Origin of the sequence: Enterobacter sp. RHBSTW-00593, assembly GCF_013784105.1 — a bacterium.
Lineage (GTDB): Bacteria > Pseudomonadota > Gammaproteobacteria > Enterobacterales > Enterobacteriaceae > Enterobacter > Enterobacter ludwigii.
Genome location: NZ_CP056393.1, coordinates 261,472 through 278,939, shown reverse-complemented (window position 1 = coordinate 278,939; position 17,468 = coordinate 261,472). Strand labels below are relative to the sequence as shown.

The window sequence follows — 17,468 nt, the reverse complement described above, 5'->3', positions numbered from 1 at the left end:
TATATACAGTCAAAGGCGATTTTGGAACCAAAAACTGCACAAAAAACCAGGGACTTAATTATTTCTCGAGGCTTATCGGAAATGTGACCAAAGCAGCGTGACCCAGGTGATGACCGCAGTGATAATCGCCAGCAATACGGCAGCAGACCCCATGTCTTTCGCCCGGCCGGAGAGCTCATGGAAATCAGAGCCGATACGGTCCACCACGGCCTCAATAGCGCTATTGAGAATTTCCACTATCATCACCAACAGCACGGAGCCGATCAACAAAACGCGGGTAATCGCATCAACATCAAGGAAACAGGCGATAATCACCGCGATGATAGCGGCGACGCCCTCCTGGCGAAACGCGGCTTCATTGACCCACGCGGCACGGAAACCTTTCCATGAATAGCCGGCGGCTTTGATGATTCGGGTCAACCCAGTGGTATTATTGGCCATTAAAAGAACCTTTTAATTAAAATAGCGTCAGTAACAGTAGGCGCAGCGTGTTTCGCTGCTGCCTGAAGTATGACGGGTAACAACAGAAATTTTGCGCGCTTTCTGTTATCCTTGCGCCGCAATTGCATTATTAACCAGAGGCTTTACATCGTTTATGTCCGGCTGGCCACGAATTTACTACAAATTACTTAATTTACCATTAAGCGTCCTGGTAAAAAGCAAGTCTATCCCAGCGGAACCCGCGCTGGAATTGGGGCTCGATACGTCACGCCCAATTATGTACGTTTTGCCTTATAACTCGAAGGCAGACCTACTGACGCTTCGCGCCCAGTGTCTGGCGCATGATTTACCTGACCCGCTTGAACCCCTCGAAGTCGACGGCACTCTGCTGCCGCGCTATGTGTTCATTCACGGCGGGCCGCGCGTGTTTACCTATTACACGCCAAAGGAAGAGTCCATCAAGCTTTTCCACGACTATCTCGACCTGCACCGCAGCAATCCGGGTCTGGATGTGCAGATGGTGCCGGTATCGGTGATGTTTGGTCGCCGCCCGGGCAGAGAGAAAGGTGAAGAGAACCCACCGCTGCGCATGCTTAACGGCATTCAGAAATTCTTCGCGGTCTCCTGGCTGGGACGTGACAGCTTCGTGCGTTTCTCCCCGTCCGTTTCGCTGCGCCGTATGGCGGACGAACACGGCACCGACAAGATTATCGCGCAGAAACTGGCGCGCGTGGCGCGTATGCACTTCGCCCGTCAGCGTCTGGCTGCCGTCGGCCCGCGTCTTCCTGCACGTCAGGACCTGTTCAACAAGCTGCTGGCCTCCAAAGCGATTGCCAGGGCCGTTGAAGACGAAGCGCGCAGCAAAAAGATTTCCCATGAGAAAGCACAGCAGAACGCTATTGCGCTGATGGAGGAGATTGCCGCGAACTTCTCTTACGAGATGATTCGTCTTTCCGATCGTATTCTGGGCTTTACGTGGAACCGCCTCTATCAGGGCATCAACGTTCATAACGCCGAGCGCGTACGCCAGTTGGCCCATGATGGCCATGAGATTGTCTATGTCCCCTGCCACCGCAGCCACATGGACTATCTGCTCCTCTCCTATGTGCTCTATCACCAGGGTCTGGTACCGCCGCACATCGCTGCCGGCATTAACCTGAACTTCTGGCCAGCCGGCCCGATTTTCCGCCGCCTGGGGGCGTTCTTTATCCGTCGTACCTTTAAGGGCAACAAGCTCTACTCCACCGTATTCCGTGAATATCTTGGCGAGCTGTTCAGCCGCGGTTATTCCGTTGAATACTTCGTGGAAGGGGGTCGCTCCCGTACCGGTCGTCTGCTCGATCCTAAAACCGGCACGCTGTCGATGACCATTCAGGCGATGCTGCGCGGGGGAACCCGCCCGATCACTCTGGTACCCATCTACATTGGCTACGAGCACGTGATGGAAGTGGGCACCTACGCCAAAGAGCTGCGCGGTGCGACCAAAGAGAAAGAGAGCCTGCCGCAGATGCTGCGCGGCCTGAGCAAGTTACGCAACCTTGGCCAGGGCTACGTCAACTTTGGCGAGCCGATGCCGCTGATGACCTACCTGAACAACCATGTTCCAGAGTGGCGCGAGTCTATCGATCCTATCGAAGCGATTCGCCCGGCCTGGCTGACGCCTACGGTCAACAGCATCGCCTCTGAACTGATGGTGCGTATTAACAACGCCGGTGCGGCAAACGCCATGAACCTGTGCTGTACGGCGCTTCTGGCCTCTCGTCAGCGTTCACTGACCCGTGAACAGCTTACGGAGCAGCTGGATTGCTATCTCGACATGATGCGCAACGTGCCGTACTCGGTGGATTCGACCGTACCGGTAAGCACGGCAAGCGAGCTTATCGAGCATGCCCTGCAGATGAACAAGTTTGAAGTCGAAAAGGACACCATCGGCGACATCATCATTCTCCCGCGCGAGCAGGCGGTGCTGATGACTTACTATCGCAACAACATCGCGCATATGCTGATGCTGCCCTCGCTCATGGCGGCCATCATCACTCAACATCGTCACATCTCGCGTCAGGAGCTGTTGCGTCATGTTGAAACGCTCTATCCAATGCTGAAAGCGGAGCTGTTCCTGCGCTGGGACAAGGACGAACTGGCGACTGAGCTGGATAAACTGACCGAAGAGCTGCGTCGTCAGGGGCTGATTACCGTCACGAATGACGAGCTGCATATCAATCCGTCACGGTCCCGTACCCTGCAACTGCTGGCGGCGGGCGCGCGTGAAACGCTGCAGCGCTACGCCATTACCTTCTGGTTGCTGAGCGCGAATCCGTCCATTAACCGCGGTACGCTTGAGAAAGAGAGCCGGACGCTGGCACAGCGCCTGTCTGTTCTGCACGGGATTAACGCCCCGGAATTCTTCGACAAAGCGGTCTTCAGCTCTCTGGTGCTGACGCTGCGTGATGAAGGGTTTATCAGTGATACGGGCGATGCCGAGCCGGAAGAGACGCTGAAGGTGTACCAGATGCTGGCCGAACTGATCACGTCTGATGTGCGTTTAACGATTGAAAGTGCGACGCAAGGCGAGTGAAGCGTGCAGCGGTCTGATGACCTGCGATGAAAACAAAAACGGCAGCCTTCTGGCTGCCGTTTTTTTTACGAAAAGTAGCTCATCGCCAGCCCTAAAAACAGCACCAGACCGACATAGTTGTTATTCATAAACGCCTTGAAGCAGGCTTCACGCTCCCGTTTCGCAATCAGCTTCTGCTGGTAGACAAACAGCATTCCCGCCACCAGCACGGCCCAGTAAAACGCCCAGTTGAGCCCGTTCAGGTAACCCATCGTCACCATCAACGCCAGCACCGCAACCTGCAGGATACCGATGATCAGCTTGTCATGACGTCCGAAGAGGATCGCCGTCGATTTAATGCCAATCTTCAGGTCATCGTCGCGGTCTACCATCGCGTATTGCGTGTCGTATGCCACGGCCCAGAGAATGTTCGCCAGGAACATCAGCCAGCAGCTTAACGGGACGGACTCACTCACCGCCGCAAACGCCATCGGGATCGACCAGCCAAACGCCGCGCCCAGCACCACCTGAGGCAGGTGGGTGTAGCGCTTCATGAACGGATAAACCCAGGCCAGAGCCAGGGCCGCGACTGAAAGCAGAATGGTCATGGTGTTCAGGGTTAACACCAGCAGGAAAGAGAGCAGCACCAGTACGATAAACAGCGTACGGGCCTCTTTTTCGGTCACTTGCCCGCTGGGCAACGGACGATGGGCCGTACGTTTTACGTGCCCGTCGAATTTACGATCCGCATAGTCATTGACCACGCAGCCCGCCGCACGCATCAGCCAGACGCCTGCAATGAACACCCCCAGGATCCACAGCGGCGGTACCCCTGGTGTTGCTACCCATAGCGCCCAAAGGGTCGGCCACAGCAGCAGCAGCGCGCCGATGGGTTTATCTGTACGCATCAAGCGGTGATAAGCCAACAGCTTATTCTGCGTCAGGCTCCACTCCATTTTTTCTTCCTCTTAGTACAACGGCGATGCCGGTAAAAAAAGCTCCGTCAGTATTAACGGTTTACCGCTCAGGCGAAGGCGGGAACGACGCCCCCACAGTTCGGCATCGCGACCAATCTCAATAAAATCCCGGGTAAGCTCGGACGACGTGAAAAGATAGCGCCCCAGCGGCGTATTCCCCAGCCGTTGTAGCGCCAGCTCTGGCCCGGAAAGGGTGGACTCGGGAACGACCGTTCGTCCGGCAAGCCATGGCTCACCGTCCGCACAGAGTAAAATTTCGCGCAGCCAGTAGCGTTCTTCCTGCGGCAACAGCGGCAGCTCAGAGGCGATGTCAGCGCAAGAGACAAACCCTTCCTGAACCAGGGTCACCGTAACGGTTTTGCCCTGCTGCTCGAAACGTTTAGTCATGGAATCTTCCAGCAGCAGCCAGTCCAGTTGCTCCGGGTCAAGCGCAGGTATTTGGTCGAAATAGCGCAGCGCACGCAGTTGCGTTAGCGCGGGGTGTGACATGCCAGACTCTCCGATACATAACGTAATGGCATTGTATCGCAGAAAAGCGGATTGAGGGGGGCCAAACGTTATTTAACGATCACGATCGCAACAAGAGCGCAACAGCCCGTGTGACACCAAAAAAAGTGCGCCCACTCAGGCGCACTAAACTACTAACAAATCAGCACTGTGGGGAAACGGTTACCCCTTGCCTTTTACACTGCTGATAAAGGTGGAACGGGCAGTGGTTGAACCTAAACGTTCGGCTTCATCAAGCAGTTTCAGCGCTTTGTCGACATCGCCGCGCTTCACCGCCTGCTTAATGGCGTTATTGAAGTATTCTTCGGTGTCGTTCAGTACCGGCTCGGCTTTCTTCGCCGGAGCTGGGGCTGCGGTTGCAGCCGGAGCCGCCGCCGTAGCAACGGGTGCGGCATACACAGGCGCAGCAGTGTTCCCCACCGTGACCGGGCCTGTACCGGATGAACCAAACAGAGGGCCAACCAGTACGCTGGAAGCACTGTTTGTTGAGACTTTCAGCTTCAGCAGCCCGTCGGTGACATGACGCGCTAACGGATCCGGGATATCCGGAACAGAGTTACCGGTTCCTTTGGCATAGGCTTTTGCCGGATCGGTGAGCTTAGTGGTCTGCTGCAAATCTTTGTCCGTGGTGAAGACCAGGACATAAATCTTCTGCTGTCCCAGAGCAGGCGTCAGGCGCATTTTGCCTTCGAGGCGGTCAGCGCTCATGACGCCAGGTTCCTGGTAGCCAAAATAGTCGCTCGGGAAGAAGGCAGATGGCGTCAGATTTTGGTCCAGAATCAGGACGTTAGGTGCAAATACGCTGGTCTGCTTGCTTACTTCGCTGGTCAGCGTCAGGGTCAGCTCACCAATATTGGCCGGGACGCTGAAAGCGGCAACCGGACCGGCAATCCCCGGCACGTTAAGCTGTTGGCCTGCCGCAGAAAGTTGGGTTGACTGGGTTTTAGATTGGTCAACCGGCGTCCAGGTCAGTTGCTGGAGCGCCGCCGCCGGAATGGCAGGCGCAGCGCTGGTATTTTGTGGCACGAAATTGACATCTGCGAAGGTGATCGCCGGAACACAGGCCAGCAGCCCCGCAGAGAGGCACAGCGCGACGAGACTTTTCTTCATTTTCATTGTTATTACCTCTGATAGCGTGAGCACTGCGGTGGCCAGGCAATAGCGCGCAGCACCCTAAGGATAGAGGGGCTTGCGCCCCTCTTTTTAGGTCATTACGTCAGGTCTACCGAATTACCACCAGATTTCCATCTGGGCACCGAAGGTCCACTCGTCGGAGTCGCCACGGCTGAAGGTTTTCGCGGAAGTGTCGCTATACGCTACGCCAGAGGTGTAACCTGCGCCTGAGTCGTTGTTCGCATAGCCCCATTTCTCATCCCACTTCGCGTAGGTTGCGAAGACACGGATAGCCGGGCGAGACCAGATGCTGTCGCCTGCCTGCCATTGCTGTGCCAGGGTGATTTTGTATTGGCTGTTTTTCTCGTCAGTTTTCTGAGACTTAACGTTGTCGTAGCCCACTTCAAGCAGGGTGCTCATGATTGGCGTCCATTTGAACATTGGACGCACGCCGACAGTCCACCACTCTGTACCATTGTTGTTGTCACGATCGATATTCTGGTACATACCGACGTACATCAGGTCCCAACGGTCTGCCAGGGTGATTGCACCGTGGTCCAGCACACGCCACATGGAACCGTCGTTATCAATGCTACCGCCCTGCGGAATACCTTTGCCGTTAGAGGTCATGGAGTCCGTACCGTACTGCAGCACGAACTTGTTGAAGCCTTTCAACATGCTCTGGGTGTGTTCAGCGGTGAACAGCCAGCCATCTTTAGAGGCGCCAGGCTGCAGATAGTAGTCGTCAGGAATGTTGGTGTGACCATAGTCAACACCCAGTTCCAGTGTACCACCCGGGTTGGTTTCCAGGCCGGCCAGACGGACGTCGAAGACATCGTTTGGTACTACGTTGTCATAAATACGGTCGCCGTTCGCATCACGATCGGCGAAGGTTGCAGAACCGCCGGACTCGGAAGAACGGGTCGCGGCCAGAGACAGTTTACCGAAGCCCAGATCGATGTTTTCGATACCCGCACCAGGACCAGAGATATCCCAGTAGTAGAAGTCGATCATGTGGACGTCATGACGCTGATAGAAACGCTTACCGGCCCAGATGGTGGAGCCTGGCAGCCATTCAATCAGGTTTTTACCCTGCACGTTTGCTTCACGGAAGGCCGGGCTGGTGGATTCCCAGTCATTCTGCTGAGAAACGGAATACGCAACGTTAGTGTCGAAATAGAAGCTCTTATCGCCCTCTTTCCACACTTCCTGACCCAGTTTCAATTCGGCGTAGGTTTCACATTCGTTACCGAGACGGTATTTACTTTGTGCACCGGTTGCCTGGAAACATTGTTGTTCACCGCCACTCCCGGTCCAGCCAATGCCAGAACGAGCATAACCTTTAAAGTCCACGGCACCCGCGTGTGCAGACAAAATGCCTGCCGTCACGGCGATTGCCAGAGGAAGCTTGCGCAGAGTAATCATCATTCTATCTCCTGAGATCATTGCTTTTCTTTGTAATTGGAATGCTTAAACGCCTGGCTCTTTGTGCAACCGACGACATGCGGTGCCATCCTCACGGAACAGATGGCAACGCTCTGGCGGCAAACCGATAGCGAATGTGGCACCCTCTTCTACCAACACCACGTCATTCTGGCGGTAGACCAGGTTCTGACGGATGGCGGGGATCTGGATATGAATCTGTGTTTCGTGACCAAGTTGTTCGACGACCTGAACGTCACCTTCCAGCGTCACATCGGCGATGTGGCTCGGCAGTAAATGCTCAGGACGAATACCGAGGGACATATTGGCCCCCACCTGTACGTTGGCGCTGTCGACCGGCAGCCACACTTGCTGACGGTTTGGCAGCTCCACCTGTACCTGTTCAATGGCTGTCGCGGTCACTTTGACGGGCAGGAAGTTCATCTTTGGCGAGCCAATAAAGCCCGCAACAAAGCGGTCTGCCGGGTAGTGATAAAGCTCCAGCGGTTTACCCACCTGCGCCACGCGACCGGCGTCCAGCACCACAATTTTGTCGGCCAGCGTCATCGCTTCGACCTGATCGTGGGTGACGTAAATCATCGTGCGGCCAAGACGTTTGTGCAGACGGGAGATTTCGATACGCATCTGGACGCGCAGAGCGGCATCCAGGTTAGAAAGCGGTTCATCGAGCAGGAACACACGCGGTTCGGCGACCAGCGTACGGCCAATTGCCACACGCTGACGCTGACCACCAGAAAGGGCTTTTGGTTTACGCTCAAGCAGGTGTGCCAGCTGTAACACTTCCGCCACCTGCGTGACACGCTGGTTAATCACCTCTTTTTTCGCGCCCGCCAGCTTCAGACCGAAGGACATGTTCTCGGCTACGGAAAGATGGGGATAGAGTGCATAAGACTGGAAAACCATGCCGACGCCACGTTCGGCAGGCGGAATGTCATTCATTCGGGTATCACCAATCAGCAAATCGCCGCTGGTGATGGTTTCAAGACCGGCAATCATACGCAGCAGAGTTGATTTACCGCAGCCAGATGGGCCGACAAATACCACGAATTCACCTTCGTGGATGTCCAGATTGATGTCTTTCGACACCACAACGTCACCCCAGGCTTTCGTTACATTACGCAGCTGTACGCTCGCCATGCCCTTCTCCCTTCGTTACAACCTGTCACCGACAGAAACATTCAAGATAAGTTCACTATGGGGTATCCATTACTTTCGTGAATCCTCCACCCCCCGGCTTTTTTATGGGGGAGGAGGCGGGAGGATGAGAGAGCAGGCTCTGCGACCGCCGCTGGAGGGCTGAGGCGAAATTCGTGAAGCCACCTGCAAAATTCACTGTGTTTTTATGTGCGCCAGCACTCATAACTTAAATTTATGTAACGGAGATCACACAAACGGGGGGTGGGGCGTAGGGGTTGGGAGGATGGAAAGAGGATGTCAAATAAGGAGACTGAGTCACGTTGAACCACCTCAGTGTATCCACGAGCACATCACCAAAAAAGGATGGCAGATATGAAGATCAAGACTGGCGCACGCGTTTTCGCATTGTCCGCCCTTGCAGCAATGATGATTTCCGCACCGGCTCTCGCCAAAATTGAAGAAGGTAAGCTGGTTATCTGGATTAACGGCGATAAAGGCTATAACGGCCTGGCCGAAGTGGGCAAGAAATTCGAGAAAGACACCGGTATCAAAGTTACCATTGAACACCCGGACAAACTGGAAGAGAAATTCCCGCAGGTTGCTGCAACGGGTGACGGTCCGGACATCATCTTCTGGGCACATGACCGTTTCGGTGGCTACGCCCAGTCGGGTCTGCTGGCTGAAGTGACGCCGGACAAAGCTTTCCAGGACAAACTGTACCCGTTCACCTGGGATGCCGTTCGCTATAACGGCAAGATCATCGCTTACCCAATCGCGGTAGAAGCGCTGTCTCTGATTTACAACAAAGACCTGGTACCCAACCCACCGAAAACCTGGGAAGAGATCCCGAAACTGGATAAAGAGCTGAAGGCGAAAGGTAAGAGCGCGCTGATGTTCAACCTGCAGGAACCGTACTTCACCTGGCCGCTGATTGCTGCCGACGGCGGTTACGCGTTCAAATTTGAAAACGGCAAATATGACGTGAAAGACGTGGGCGTGGACAACGCTGGCGCGAAAGCAGGCCTGACCTTCCTGGTTGACCTCATTAAGAACAAACACATGAACGCGGATACCGACTACTCCATCGCAGAAGCGGCGTTTAACAAAGGCGAAACCGCGATGACCATCAACGGTCCGTGGGCCTGGACCAACATCGACAAGAGCAAAATCAACTACGGCGTAACCCTGCTGCCAACCTTTAAAGGCAAGCCGTCTAAACCGTTCGTTGGCGTGCTGAGCGCAGGTATTAACGCTGCCAGCCCGAACAAAGAGCTGGCGAAAGAGTTCCTGGAAAACTACCTGCTGACCGATCAGGGTCTGGATGAAGTGAACAAGGACAAACCGCTGGGCGCGGTTGCGCTGAAATCCTTCCAGGATCAGTTGGCGAAAGACCCCCGTATCGCGGCAACCATGGATAACGCCCAGAAAGGCGAAATCATGCCGAACATCCCACAAATGGCAGCGTTCTGGTACGCCACCCGTACCGCCGTCATCAACGCTGCAAGCGGTCGTCAGACGGTTGATGCTGCGCTGAAAGATGCTCAGGGTCGTATCACGAAGTAAGGCTTTTATCCCCTCTCTCCCCTGCGGAGAGAGGGAGAACAAAATGTGTTGTAGAGGAAGAACCCCATGGATGTCATTAAAAAGAAACACTGGTGGCAAAGCTCTGCCCTGAAGTGGTCTGTAATGGGTCTGCTGTGTCTGCTGGTGGGTTACCTTGTTGTTTTAATGTACGTACAAGGGGAATATCTGTTCGCCATCATGACGCTGATTTTAAGCTCTGCTGGCCTGTATATTTTCGCCAACCGTAAAGCCTATGCCTGGCGATATGTTTACCCGGGCGTGGCCGGGATGGGTCTGTTTGTCCTGTTCCCGCTGATTTGTACCATTGCTATCGCGTTCACCAACTACAGCAGCACCAACCAGCTTGCTCAGGAACGCGCCCAACAGGTGCTGATGGACCGCTCTTATCAGGCGGGCAAAACCTTTAACTTCGGCCTGTATCCTGCGGGCAGCGAGTGGAAGTTAGCACTCACTGACGAAGAAACCGGCAAAAATTATGTCTCTGACGCTTTCAAATTTGGCGGCGAGCAGAAGCTGGCCTTAAAAGAGGCTGCGGCCCTGCCGGAAGGCGAACGCGCTAACCTGCGCATCATTACGCAGAACCGTCAGGCGCTGACGCAGCTTACCGCCCAACTGCCGGACGAAAGCAAAGTGACCATGAGTTCACTGCGCCAGTTCTCCGGGACACAACCGCTCTATACGCTGGCGGACGACGGCACGCTGACCAACAACCAGAGCGGCGTGAAGTACCGTCCAAACAACGACATTGGTTTCTACCAGTCCATTACGGCTGATGGCAAATGGGGTGATGACAAGCTCAGCCCGGGCTACACCGTGACGATAGGCTGGGACAACTTCACCCGCGTCTTCACCGATGAAGGGATCCAGAAACCGTTCTTCGCCATCTTTGTCTGGACCGTAGTGTTCTCCATACTGACGGTGATCCTGACCGTTGCCGTGGGCATGGTGCTGGCGTGTCTGGTGCAGTGGGAATCTCTGAAAGGGAAAGCCATTTACCGCGTGCTGCTTATTCTGCCGTATGCCGTCCCGTCGTTTATCTCGATTCTGATTTTCAAAGGGCTGTTTAACCAGAGCTTCGGTGAAATCAATATGATGCTGAGCGCGTTGTTCGGCATCAAACCGGCCTGGTTCAGCGACCCCATCACCGCCCGCTCGATGATTATCATCGTGAACACCTGGCTCGGTTATCCGTACATGATGATCCTGTGCATGGGCCTGCTGAAGGCGATTCCGGACGATTTGTACGAAGCCTCGGCAATGGATGGCGCGGGTCCGTTCCAGAATTTCTTTAAGATTACGCTGCCGCTGCTCATTAAGCCGCTGACGCCGCTGATGATTGCCAGCTTTGCCTTCAACTTTAACAACTTCGTGCTGATTCAGCTGTTGACCAACGGTGGGCCTGATCGTCTTGGCACCACCACGCCGGCAGGCTATACCGACCTGCTCGTCAGCTACACCTACCGTATCGCCTTCGAAGGCGGCGGCGGTCAGGACTTCGGTCTGGCGGCAGCGATTGCCACCCTGATCTTCCTGCTGGTTGGCGCTCTGGCGATTGTGAACCTGAAAGCAACACGCATGAAATTCGACTAAGGAGGGCACAGAATATGTCTATGGTCCAACCCAAATCTCAGAAACTGCGCCTCTTCGCGACGCATTTAGGGCTGCTGATTTTTATCGCGGCAATCATGTTCCCGCTGCTGATGGTCATCGCCATCTCCCTGCGTGCCGGTAACTTCGCGACCGGGAGCCTGATCCCGGATGAAATCTCCTGGGAGCACTGGAAGTTAGCGCTGGGCTTCAGCGTTGAACACGCGGATGGCCGCGTCACGCCACCGCCGTTCCCGGTGCTGTTATGGCTGTGGAACTCGGTGAAAATTGCCGGGATTACCGCGATTGGAATTGTCGCACTCTCCACGACCTGTGCTTACGCCTTTGCCCGTATGCGTTTCCCGGGTAAGGCCACGCTGCTGAAAGGGATGCTGATTTTCCAGATGTTCCCGGCGGTACTGTCACTGGTGGCGTTGTATGCCTTGTTTGACCGACTGGGCCAGTACGTGCCGTTTATCGGCCTGAACACCCACGGTGGCGTCATCTTCGCCTATCTTGGCGGTATCGCGCTGCATGTGTGGACCATCAAAGGGTATTTCGAAACCATCGACGGCTCGCTGGAAGAAGCGGCGGCGCTGGATGGCGCGACCCCGTGGCAGGCATTCCGTCTGGTGCTTCTGCCGCTGTCGGTGCCGATCCTGGCGGTGGTCTTTATCCTGTCGTTTATCGCAGCCATCACCGAAGTGCCGGTCGCTTCCCTGTTACTGCGTGATGTCAACAGCTATACGCTGGCCGTCGGTATGCAGCAATACCTCAATCCGCAGAACTATTTGTGGGGCGACTTTGCTGCGGCGGCTGTACTCTCCGCCATCCCTATCACCGTCGTGTTCCTGCTGGCGCAGCGCTGGCTGGTGAATGGCCTGACGGCGGGCGGTGTGAAAGGTTAAGTTTCATTTGTTATGCCACTGCAACCCTCAACTTTAGACGTATTGTATTGACCCAACTTGTGACTGTTGTTAGGCGGCCTCCGGGCCGCCATTTTTTTATTCCCGTTTCAGCCGTTTCGAATTGCACAGCCAGAGCGTGATCACCAGCAGCAGGATCGCCGCCGAATAGATCAGTACGTCGAGCGGGGAGGTATGATCCACGATGATCAGCCGCACAATCGCGGTGATCCCGATGTAAACAAAATAGCGTAGCGGGAAGTGAAAGCCTGACTGGAAATACTTCACAATCAGCGCGATAAATTCAAAGTAGAGAAAGTAAACCACCAGGCCTTCCACCAGCTCATATTTGCTGGTTTGTTCAGGGGCGAACAGCACATCCGCCAGATGCACCGTCTCTTTGCCTAAAAAGACGACCAGTATCAGGCCAAGGCTCAGCAGACCGAGGTTCAGCACGGTCTGGAGGATTGTTGAGATAAACTCAACGCGCGGGCGAGTCAGGGATGTCATAGAGCACCTCATTCTCCAGGGCGAGGTTCCTGTATAACGCAAAAATGTGACGGTGATCTATATTTTTTGTTTATATTATGTTCAGAGCTGTGGCATGTTGCACTGTGACACGCTTATTTCGACGAAGGGATGATGAAATTAACCATTCAACGCGCCACCGTGGATGATGCAAAACAGCTGAGTGAAATGGGGTATGCCAGCTACCGGCATCACTTTGGGCATCTATGGGAAAGCCAGACAGAGCTTGCCGCCTTTCTTGAGCAAGAATACGCGCCGCAGGCGATAGCAGACAGCCTGCTGCAGCCGGGCACTTACTGGCTCATTGCCAGCGCACAGACACCCGTCGGTTTCGCAAAATTCTCAACCCAGCAGACCATCGAGCCCGAGGGGCTGTCGGGTACGCTCCTGCATAAACTCTATTTATTGCCGGATGCCACGGGACACCGCTACGGCGAGCAACTCCTTGCGGAAGTGATTCGCCAGGCAAAAGCCTGTTCGGAAAATCTGCTGTGGCTGGAAGTCCTCGAAAAGAACCCTCGCGCACGCCGGTTTTACGAAGCGCAGGGGCTGAAACATGTCAAAGACACCCTCTTCGTCACTGCGGCGCAAACCAGCACCCTCCATATTATGTCGATGCCAGTCTAAGGAGATGTATGCCAGAGCAACGCCAGACGGCTATTCGTCATGTTGTCTGCGGCGAAAACGTCGTCATTTACGAACCCGCGAATCTTTATGAGTGTTCGCTGGGCGATAACGTCTTTATCGGCCCGTTTGTTGAAATCCAGGCTAACTCGCACATCGGTGCTGACAGCAAAATTCAGTCCCATACCTTCATCTGCGAGTACGTCACCGTCGGCGAGCGCTGTTTCATTGGCCATGGGGTGATGTTCGCCAACGATATGTTCCGCGACGGTAAACCCAATGCCGACCGGCGCAGCTGGGGACACATTCGCGTGGGCAACGACGTTTCAATCGGCAGCGGGGCCACCATTCTGGCTGTCTCAATTTGCGATGGGGCGGTGATTGGGGCGGGAAGCGTGGTGACAAAGTCCATCACCGAGAAAGGGGTTTACGCCGGCAACCCGGCGAGGCTGTTGCGGCGTTTGTAAGGTGCCCGGCAGGCGTAACGCTACCGGGCACTCACGCATCATCTGAAGTTGATGTTCTTATCGCTGGTCATGTCGTACAGCTGGAATTTACGTCCCAGCTGCTGACCACCGTCACGCGTCAGCGGCGTCCAGCCAATTGCCGCACGGCTGCGGGTTGGGCCTGACGAGAACAGATCCAGCGGAATGGAGACGTACACGCCTTTGGTGAAGTCCCCTTCCCCGTACTCGTCCGGCGAGACGTTAGTGATCGTGGCATAGCCACCGACCACCACACCGCTGTCGAAGTGTTTAGAGATATCCAGCGTGCCGCCTTTATCCCCCGCCAGATACTGACCAACGCTGGCTTTCACCAGTACGTCCGGGGCAAACGACGGCGTCCAGTAGGCCGTCAGGTGGCCGGTTTTAACGCTGTAGTCGGTGAACTTCATCATGTCCTGCGCGCTGCGCCAGTCACGCTGTTTCACGTAGTTGGCATCAAGACCGAACGCCCAGTTGCTGTCTACCGGACGGTAGAGCACTTCAGCCCCCGCGCCGCCAAACATCGTTTCCAGATAACCGCCGTAAACCTGGCCGTAGAAACCGTTACCAAAGTACTGGAAGTAGTTGGCCTGCAGGTTGTTTACGTAAGCGTCGTTCTGCACATATTCACGTACACGAGTACGCACGCGCGGCAGCTTCGAGTCGTTCGGCGGGTTGGTATAGTTGAACTTGTCGTAGTTGTTGGCAAGGTTACCGAACAGGCTGCCGGTGGTCAGCAGGTGGTCGGTGACCCACAGATCCGCCGTCGCCATGACGCCCAGCTGATACATGTAGAAGTTTTCTGGCCCACCAACAGACTGGTTCAGTACCGGATCGATATGGAAATCAAAGCGCGACTTATCGATATACCAGCCCTGCTCGGTGGTGTCTGGCACCACTGGCTCAACGCGTTTTTGCACCAGCTCGGTTTCATGCCCAAGCGGTTCGCCTTCCAGATGGCGCTTAAGGCTGGCGACATCCGTTTCCGTCGTAACCTGCGGCATGTTCAGACGGTTTTCGGTCACGCGGATCGTACTGATCCCGTCCGGCAGATCGTTCATGATGATCCGGTTGGCGCGTTCGATCCCTTCCCGCGAGTCGCGGTATTTCACCTGCTCGCCGGTCACGTACAGCGTATCGCCTTTCACCTGAATCTTCGGATCCGCCAGACCGGCGTTGTATTTCAGCAGGGTCAGCTGGTTCGCCACGACGGAGTGCTGCAGAATGGCATCCTGCGGCTCCGGCTGGTAGGCAGGGCGCGCGTTGTCGTTGTAGTGTGGCCGCATATCGTTAAAGTTGGTACGCAGCGTCACGCCAAACATCACGGTATTGCCACGCTCATAGCTGAGGTTAACGTCAGCCCAGTCAGCCACACGGTAAATGGCACCGACGTTAAATTTGCTCTTCTGCTCAATCTTGCCGGCGAAATCCTGTGAATAGTCATTCCCTTCGTATTCCAGCTTCAGGCGCAGCGGCTGCCAGGGCGTCTGGTACTCTACGCCGCCAAACAGCGAGGCCGGGCCGTGGAACATCTGGTCGCCGTTGATGGAGCCCGCTTTCTGATAGCTGTTATCGCGATAGCAATATTTGTCGCTGTAGGAGCAGAACGGGTTTTTCACGTTGCCGCTGGTGCCCAGATACCCCCAGCCGAGACCGAGTGAGAAATCAAACGGTCCCCAGGCTTTGCTGGCCACAACGTATTCCGCATCAAACAGACCGGTACCGCCGATATCCCGCGCGCCAACGGAGACCTGCGGCATCCAGTAACTCTCTTCCCACAGACGCAGCTTCACGTCGAACGCTTTATCTTTGTAGGTCTGATCGCCGGAGAAGGACTCGACGCTGCTGTACCGTTTGGTGCGCACGTCAGTGTAGCGCAGCGTGGTTTCGAGCCACGGAAACAGCTGTACAGCGGCGGAGTAGTAGCGGTACTGATCGTTATCACGGTAGTTGAGGCTGATTTCCCCTTCCCGCGCCATGCGCGCGGTAGGCGTTTGCAGTAAACCGACGCCGCCGAAATCTGACTGAGACGGGCCAATGGGTGCCGGATACGTTTCTGCATGGCAGGCGGCACTCACGCACAACGCCAGCATGCTATAGAGATAGGTTCTTTTCATTATTCCGGTATCCGCTGTTTCAGGGAGTGAAGGATATCGGCGTTCAGCCCGTCATATGCCTTCGTCCAGAAATGGTCGGCAAAACCGACAAAAATGACGCTGCCTGGCATCGGTTCGATATGGCGTTTATTCCAGTAGGCTACCGGTGCTTTTTGCGTTTGGCCGTCCGGGTACACCACCCATGCGTAGCTCTTATCCGCACCGCTCAACAAATTTTGTTCATCGAGATAGCTCGCCACATCGCGACCCGGCATAAACGGCTTGTCACCGGGACTGCTGACAAGCCCGAACACGGTAATGGTAGAAGGCTGAACAGGTAGCCAGAGCGTGTACTCACCTTCCAGTGACGGGTTAGCCGTTTCCGCGACGCGAACGTGGTCCGGATCGAGATTGACCGGCAACCGTCCGGTGACCTTCAGCGCCTTAAGCTGCTGGCGAAGGCTGTTAATGGCCGCCGCGTCGTCACCCTCTTCCTGCTCCGCCAGCCCTGTTAGCCTGGCGAGCAGCGCGTTGTGTTGTTGCTCCGCCACCACCGTCGCCTGTCGTTCACTGATGACCGCACCCGGCCACCAGCTGTTCGCCAGCCTTGGCTGGCCGACGAGATCGATTAAGTGTCCGGCGTTGGTCAATGTTTTAGGCTTCGTATTGTCCTGCGTATAGACTTTCACCGTCCCGGCAGACCATGCGAGCGGCGTAGCAAAGCTTGCGATCAGCGCCACGCGAATAAGTGTTTTCATGATTTCGCGGCCTTGATCAGCGTGGTTTTGACCGGGAAGAATCCGGCACCAAGATACTGTAACGACTGGCGTATCTGGCCGTCATCGTCCACCCAGAAGCGGTTATGCCAGGTTGCCTGATCGGTAGTGACCTCTTCATCCAGCACGCGAACCCGAGTTTCGTCGCTGCCCACATTGACGCTGTCCGTGCCATCCCAGCGGAAGGTGGAGCGGGTGGTGGCATAGCGAACCTGCTTGTGTTCGGTCCAGCCCATCGTGCGGGTCCAGCTTGCCCCGTCGGTTATCTGGTTCGGCTTGTTCAGCGGATCGGCAGCGAGATTGTTGACTTCAAGCAGGTTGTCGCCCCCGAGCAGGGTTTTCACGATACGGCTATGCTGCGTTACGATGGTGGCCTGATCCTGTGTCACCCATTTCTGCTGCCCGTTTTCATCGAAAGCGAGCACCACAAACAGCTGTGGGCCATCGTTGAGCTGCATGTACTGACTGGCATAGGGCATGTTCTGAAGTTCGTCATCGGTCAGATGCACGCCCGGCGTACCGAACATGCTTTCCCACAGTGAATGGCCCAGCCCTTTGGTGGTGGCCGAGCATGCCTGCAAAAGCAGACAAATCAGGATGATCCCAGGTCGCTTCACGACTCTTCTCCGCATTATTGCCGGGTGATGCTGCGCTTACCCGGTCTACAGGTCCCGAAGGCTACTGAAAAGCCAGAATAACCACACCGAAGTG

The 17,468-nt window shown here is 55.4% G+C and carries 16 protein-coding genes; 6 read left to right on the top strand and 10 right to left on the bottom strand.

Annotation, left to right across the window (positions count from 1 at the left end; genetic code table 11):
* Positions 1-72: 72 nt before the first annotated feature.
* Entirely contained in the window at positions 73-441 is a 369-nt protein-coding gene (locus tag HV242_RS01295) for a diacylglycerol kinase (protein ID WP_014168202.1), read from the bottom strand.
* 154 nt (positions 442-595) lie between these two features.
* On the opposite strand from HV242_RS01295, the gene plsB reads away from it, so the two are divergent.
* Positions 596-3,016 (top strand): glycerol-3-phosphate 1-O-acyltransferase PlsB, encoded by a 2,421-nt coding sequence (gene plsB / locus HV242_RS01290; protein ID WP_050737730.1) that lies wholly within the window; start codon positions 596-598, stop codon positions 3,014-3,016.
* Positions 3,017-3,081: 65 nt separating this feature from the next.
* Here plsB and ubiA read toward each other — a convergent pair whose 3' ends face one another.
* The 5 genes from ubiA to malK form a co-directional block, all read right to left on the bottom strand.
* On the bottom strand, positions 3,082-3,951 hold the full coding sequence (ubiA, locus tag HV242_RS01285) for a 4-hydroxybenzoate octaprenyltransferase (protein ID WP_025206398.1): 870 nt from the start codon (positions 3,949-3,951) through the stop codon (positions 3,082-3,084).
* Positions 3,952-3,963: 12 nt separating this feature from the next.
* Positions 3,964-4,461, bottom strand: a complete 498-nt coding sequence (ubiC, locus tag HV242_RS01280) for a chorismate lyase (protein WP_032679383.1) — start codon at positions 4,459-4,461, stop codon at positions 3,964-3,966.
* 180 nt (positions 4,462-4,641) lie between these two features.
* Positions 4,642-5,595: a maltose operon protein MalM gene (gene malM / locus HV242_RS01275; RefSeq protein WP_032681924.1), complete on the bottom strand. Its 954-nt coding sequence runs from the start codon at positions 5,593-5,595 to the stop codon at positions 4,642-4,644.
* Between the two features lie 114 nt (positions 5,596-5,709).
* Entirely contained in the window at positions 5,710-7,020 is a 1,311-nt protein-coding gene (locus HV242_RS01270; protein ID WP_020882848.1) for a maltoporin, read from the bottom strand.
* A 42-nt stretch (positions 7,021-7,062) separates the two neighbouring features.
* The gene (gene malK / locus HV242_RS01265) at positions 7,063-8,172 is read right to left on the bottom strand and encodes a maltose/maltodextrin ABC transporter ATP-binding protein MalK (protein WP_014168196.1); all 1,110 of its coding nucleotides are present in this window, start codon (positions 8,170-8,172) and stop codon (positions 7,063-7,065) included.
* Positions 8,173-8,544: 372 nt separating this feature from the next.
* Here malK and malE point away from each other — a divergent pair, with 372 nt between their 5' ends.
* From malE to malG, 3 genes are all read left to right on the top strand, one after another.
* Positions 8,545-9,735, top strand: coding sequence for a maltose/maltodextrin ABC transporter substrate-binding protein MalE (gene malE / locus HV242_RS01260; protein WP_020882849.1), 1,191 nt, complete (start codon positions 8,545-8,547; stop codon positions 9,733-9,735).
* Positions 9,736-9,801: 66 nt separating this feature from the next.
* On the top strand, positions 9,802-11,346 hold the full coding sequence (gene malF, locus HV242_RS01255) for a maltose ABC transporter permease MalF (RefSeq protein ID WP_020882850.1): 1,545 nt from the start codon (positions 9,802-9,804) through the stop codon (positions 11,344-11,346).
* Positions 11,347-11,360: 14 nt separating this feature from the next.
* Positions 11,361-12,251 (top strand): maltose ABC transporter permease MalG, encoded by an 891-nt coding sequence (gene malG / locus HV242_RS01250; protein ID WP_014168193.1) that lies wholly within the window; start codon positions 11,361-11,363, stop codon positions 12,249-12,251.
* Between the two features lie 96 nt (positions 12,252-12,347).
* Here malG and psiE read toward each other — a convergent pair whose 3' ends face one another.
* Positions 12,348-12,758: a phosphate-starvation-inducible protein PsiE gene (gene psiE / locus HV242_RS01245; RefSeq protein WP_020882851.1), complete on the bottom strand. Its 411-nt coding sequence runs from the start codon at positions 12,756-12,758 to the stop codon at positions 12,348-12,350.
* A 129-nt stretch (positions 12,759-12,887) separates the two neighbouring features.
* Here psiE and HV242_RS01240 point away from each other — a divergent pair, with 129 nt between their 5' ends.
* Both HV242_RS01240 and HV242_RS01235 read left to right on the top strand, forming a co-directional pair.
* Positions 12,888-13,403 carry a GNAT family N-acetyltransferase gene (locus tag HV242_RS01240; protein WP_014168191.1) on the top strand — a complete coding sequence of 172 codons (516 nt, stop codon included), beginning with the start codon at positions 12,888-12,890 and terminating at the stop codon, positions 13,401-13,403.
* 8 nt (positions 13,404-13,411) lie between these two features.
* Positions 13,412-13,867: an acyltransferase gene (locus tag HV242_RS01235; protein ID WP_014168190.1), complete on the top strand. Its 456-nt coding sequence runs from the start codon at positions 13,412-13,414 to the stop codon at positions 13,865-13,867.
* A gap of 38 nt (positions 13,868-13,905) precedes the next feature.
* On the opposite strand, the gene HV242_RS01230 is transcribed toward HV242_RS01235, so the two are convergent.
* Genes HV242_RS01230 through HV242_RS01220 form a run of 3 tightly spaced genes read right to left on the bottom strand, consistent with a single transcriptional unit; the run spans position 13,906 to position 17,374 of the window.
* Complete coding sequence (locus HV242_RS01230; protein WP_014168189.1) at positions 13,906-16,002, bottom strand: YjbH domain-containing protein; 2,097 nt, start codon at positions 16,000-16,002, stop codon at positions 13,906-13,908.
* Complete coding sequence (locus HV242_RS01225; RefSeq protein ID WP_032679376.1) at positions 16,002-16,739, bottom strand: capsule biosynthesis GfcC family protein; 738 nt, start codon at positions 16,737-16,739, stop codon at positions 16,002-16,004. The genes HV242_RS01230 and HV242_RS01225 overlap by 1 nt, the downstream gene beginning before the upstream one ends.
* Positions 16,736-17,374: a YjbF family lipoprotein gene (locus tag HV242_RS01220; protein WP_050737731.1), complete on the bottom strand. Its 639-nt coding sequence runs from the start codon at positions 17,372-17,374 to the stop codon at positions 16,736-16,738. Before HV242_RS01220 ends, HV242_RS01225 begins: the two co-directional genes overlap by 4 nt.
* Between the last annotated feature and the right edge of the window lie 94 nt (positions 17,375-17,468).

What these genes read in the sequence shown, in the direction of transcription:
- HV242_RS01295 (WP_014168202.1), bottom strand. Translation starts at nt 441, where the DNA reads ATGGCCAATAATACCACTGGGTTGACCCGAATCATCAAAGCCGCCGGC.
- plsB (WP_050737730.1), top strand. Translation starts at nt 596, where the DNA reads ATGTCCGGCTGGCCACGAATTTACTACAAATTACTTAATTTACCATTA.
- ubiA (WP_025206398.1), bottom strand. Translation starts at nt 3,951, where the DNA reads ATGGAGTGGAGCCTGACGCAGAATAAGCTGTTGGCTTATCACCGCTTG.
- ubiC (WP_032679383.1), bottom strand. Translation starts at nt 4,461, where the DNA reads ATGTCACACCCCGCGCTAACGCAACTGCGTGCGCTGCGCTATTTCGAC.
- malM (WP_032681924.1), bottom strand. Translation starts at nt 5,595, where the DNA reads ATGAAAATGAAGAAAAGTCTCGTCGCGCTGTGCCTCTCTGCGGGGCTG.
- HV242_RS01270 (WP_020882848.1), bottom strand. Translation starts at nt 7,020, where the DNA reads ATGATGATTACTCTGCGCAAGCTTCCTCTGGCAATCGCCGTGACGGCA.
- malK (WP_014168196.1), bottom strand. Translation starts at nt 8,172, where the DNA reads ATGGCGAGCGTACAGCTGCGTAATGTAACGAAAGCCTGGGGTGACGTT.
- malE (WP_020882849.1), top strand. Translation starts at nt 8,545, where the DNA reads ATGAAGATCAAGACTGGCGCACGCGTTTTCGCATTGTCCGCCCTTGCA.
- malF (WP_020882850.1), top strand. Translation starts at nt 9,802, where the DNA reads ATGGATGTCATTAAAAAGAAACACTGGTGGCAAAGCTCTGCCCTGAAG.
- malG (WP_014168193.1), top strand. Translation starts at nt 11,361, where the DNA reads ATGTCTATGGTCCAACCCAAATCTCAGAAACTGCGCCTCTTCGCGACG.
- psiE (WP_020882851.1), bottom strand. Translation starts at nt 12,758, where the DNA reads ATGACATCCCTGACTCGCCCGCGCGTTGAGTTTATCTCAACAATCCTC.
- HV242_RS01240 (WP_014168191.1), top strand. Translation starts at nt 12,888, where the DNA reads ATGATGAAATTAACCATTCAACGCGCCACCGTGGATGATGCAAAACAG.
- HV242_RS01235 (WP_014168190.1), top strand. Translation starts at nt 13,412, where the DNA reads ATGCCAGAGCAACGCCAGACGGCTATTCGTCATGTTGTCTGCGGCGAA.
- HV242_RS01230 (WP_014168189.1), bottom strand. Translation starts at nt 16,002, where the DNA reads ATGAAAAGAACCTATCTCTATAGCATGCTGGCGTTGTGCGTGAGTGCC.
- HV242_RS01225 (WP_032679376.1), bottom strand. Translation starts at nt 16,739, where the DNA reads ATGAAAACACTTATTCGCGTGGCGCTGATCGCAAGCTTTGCTACGCCG.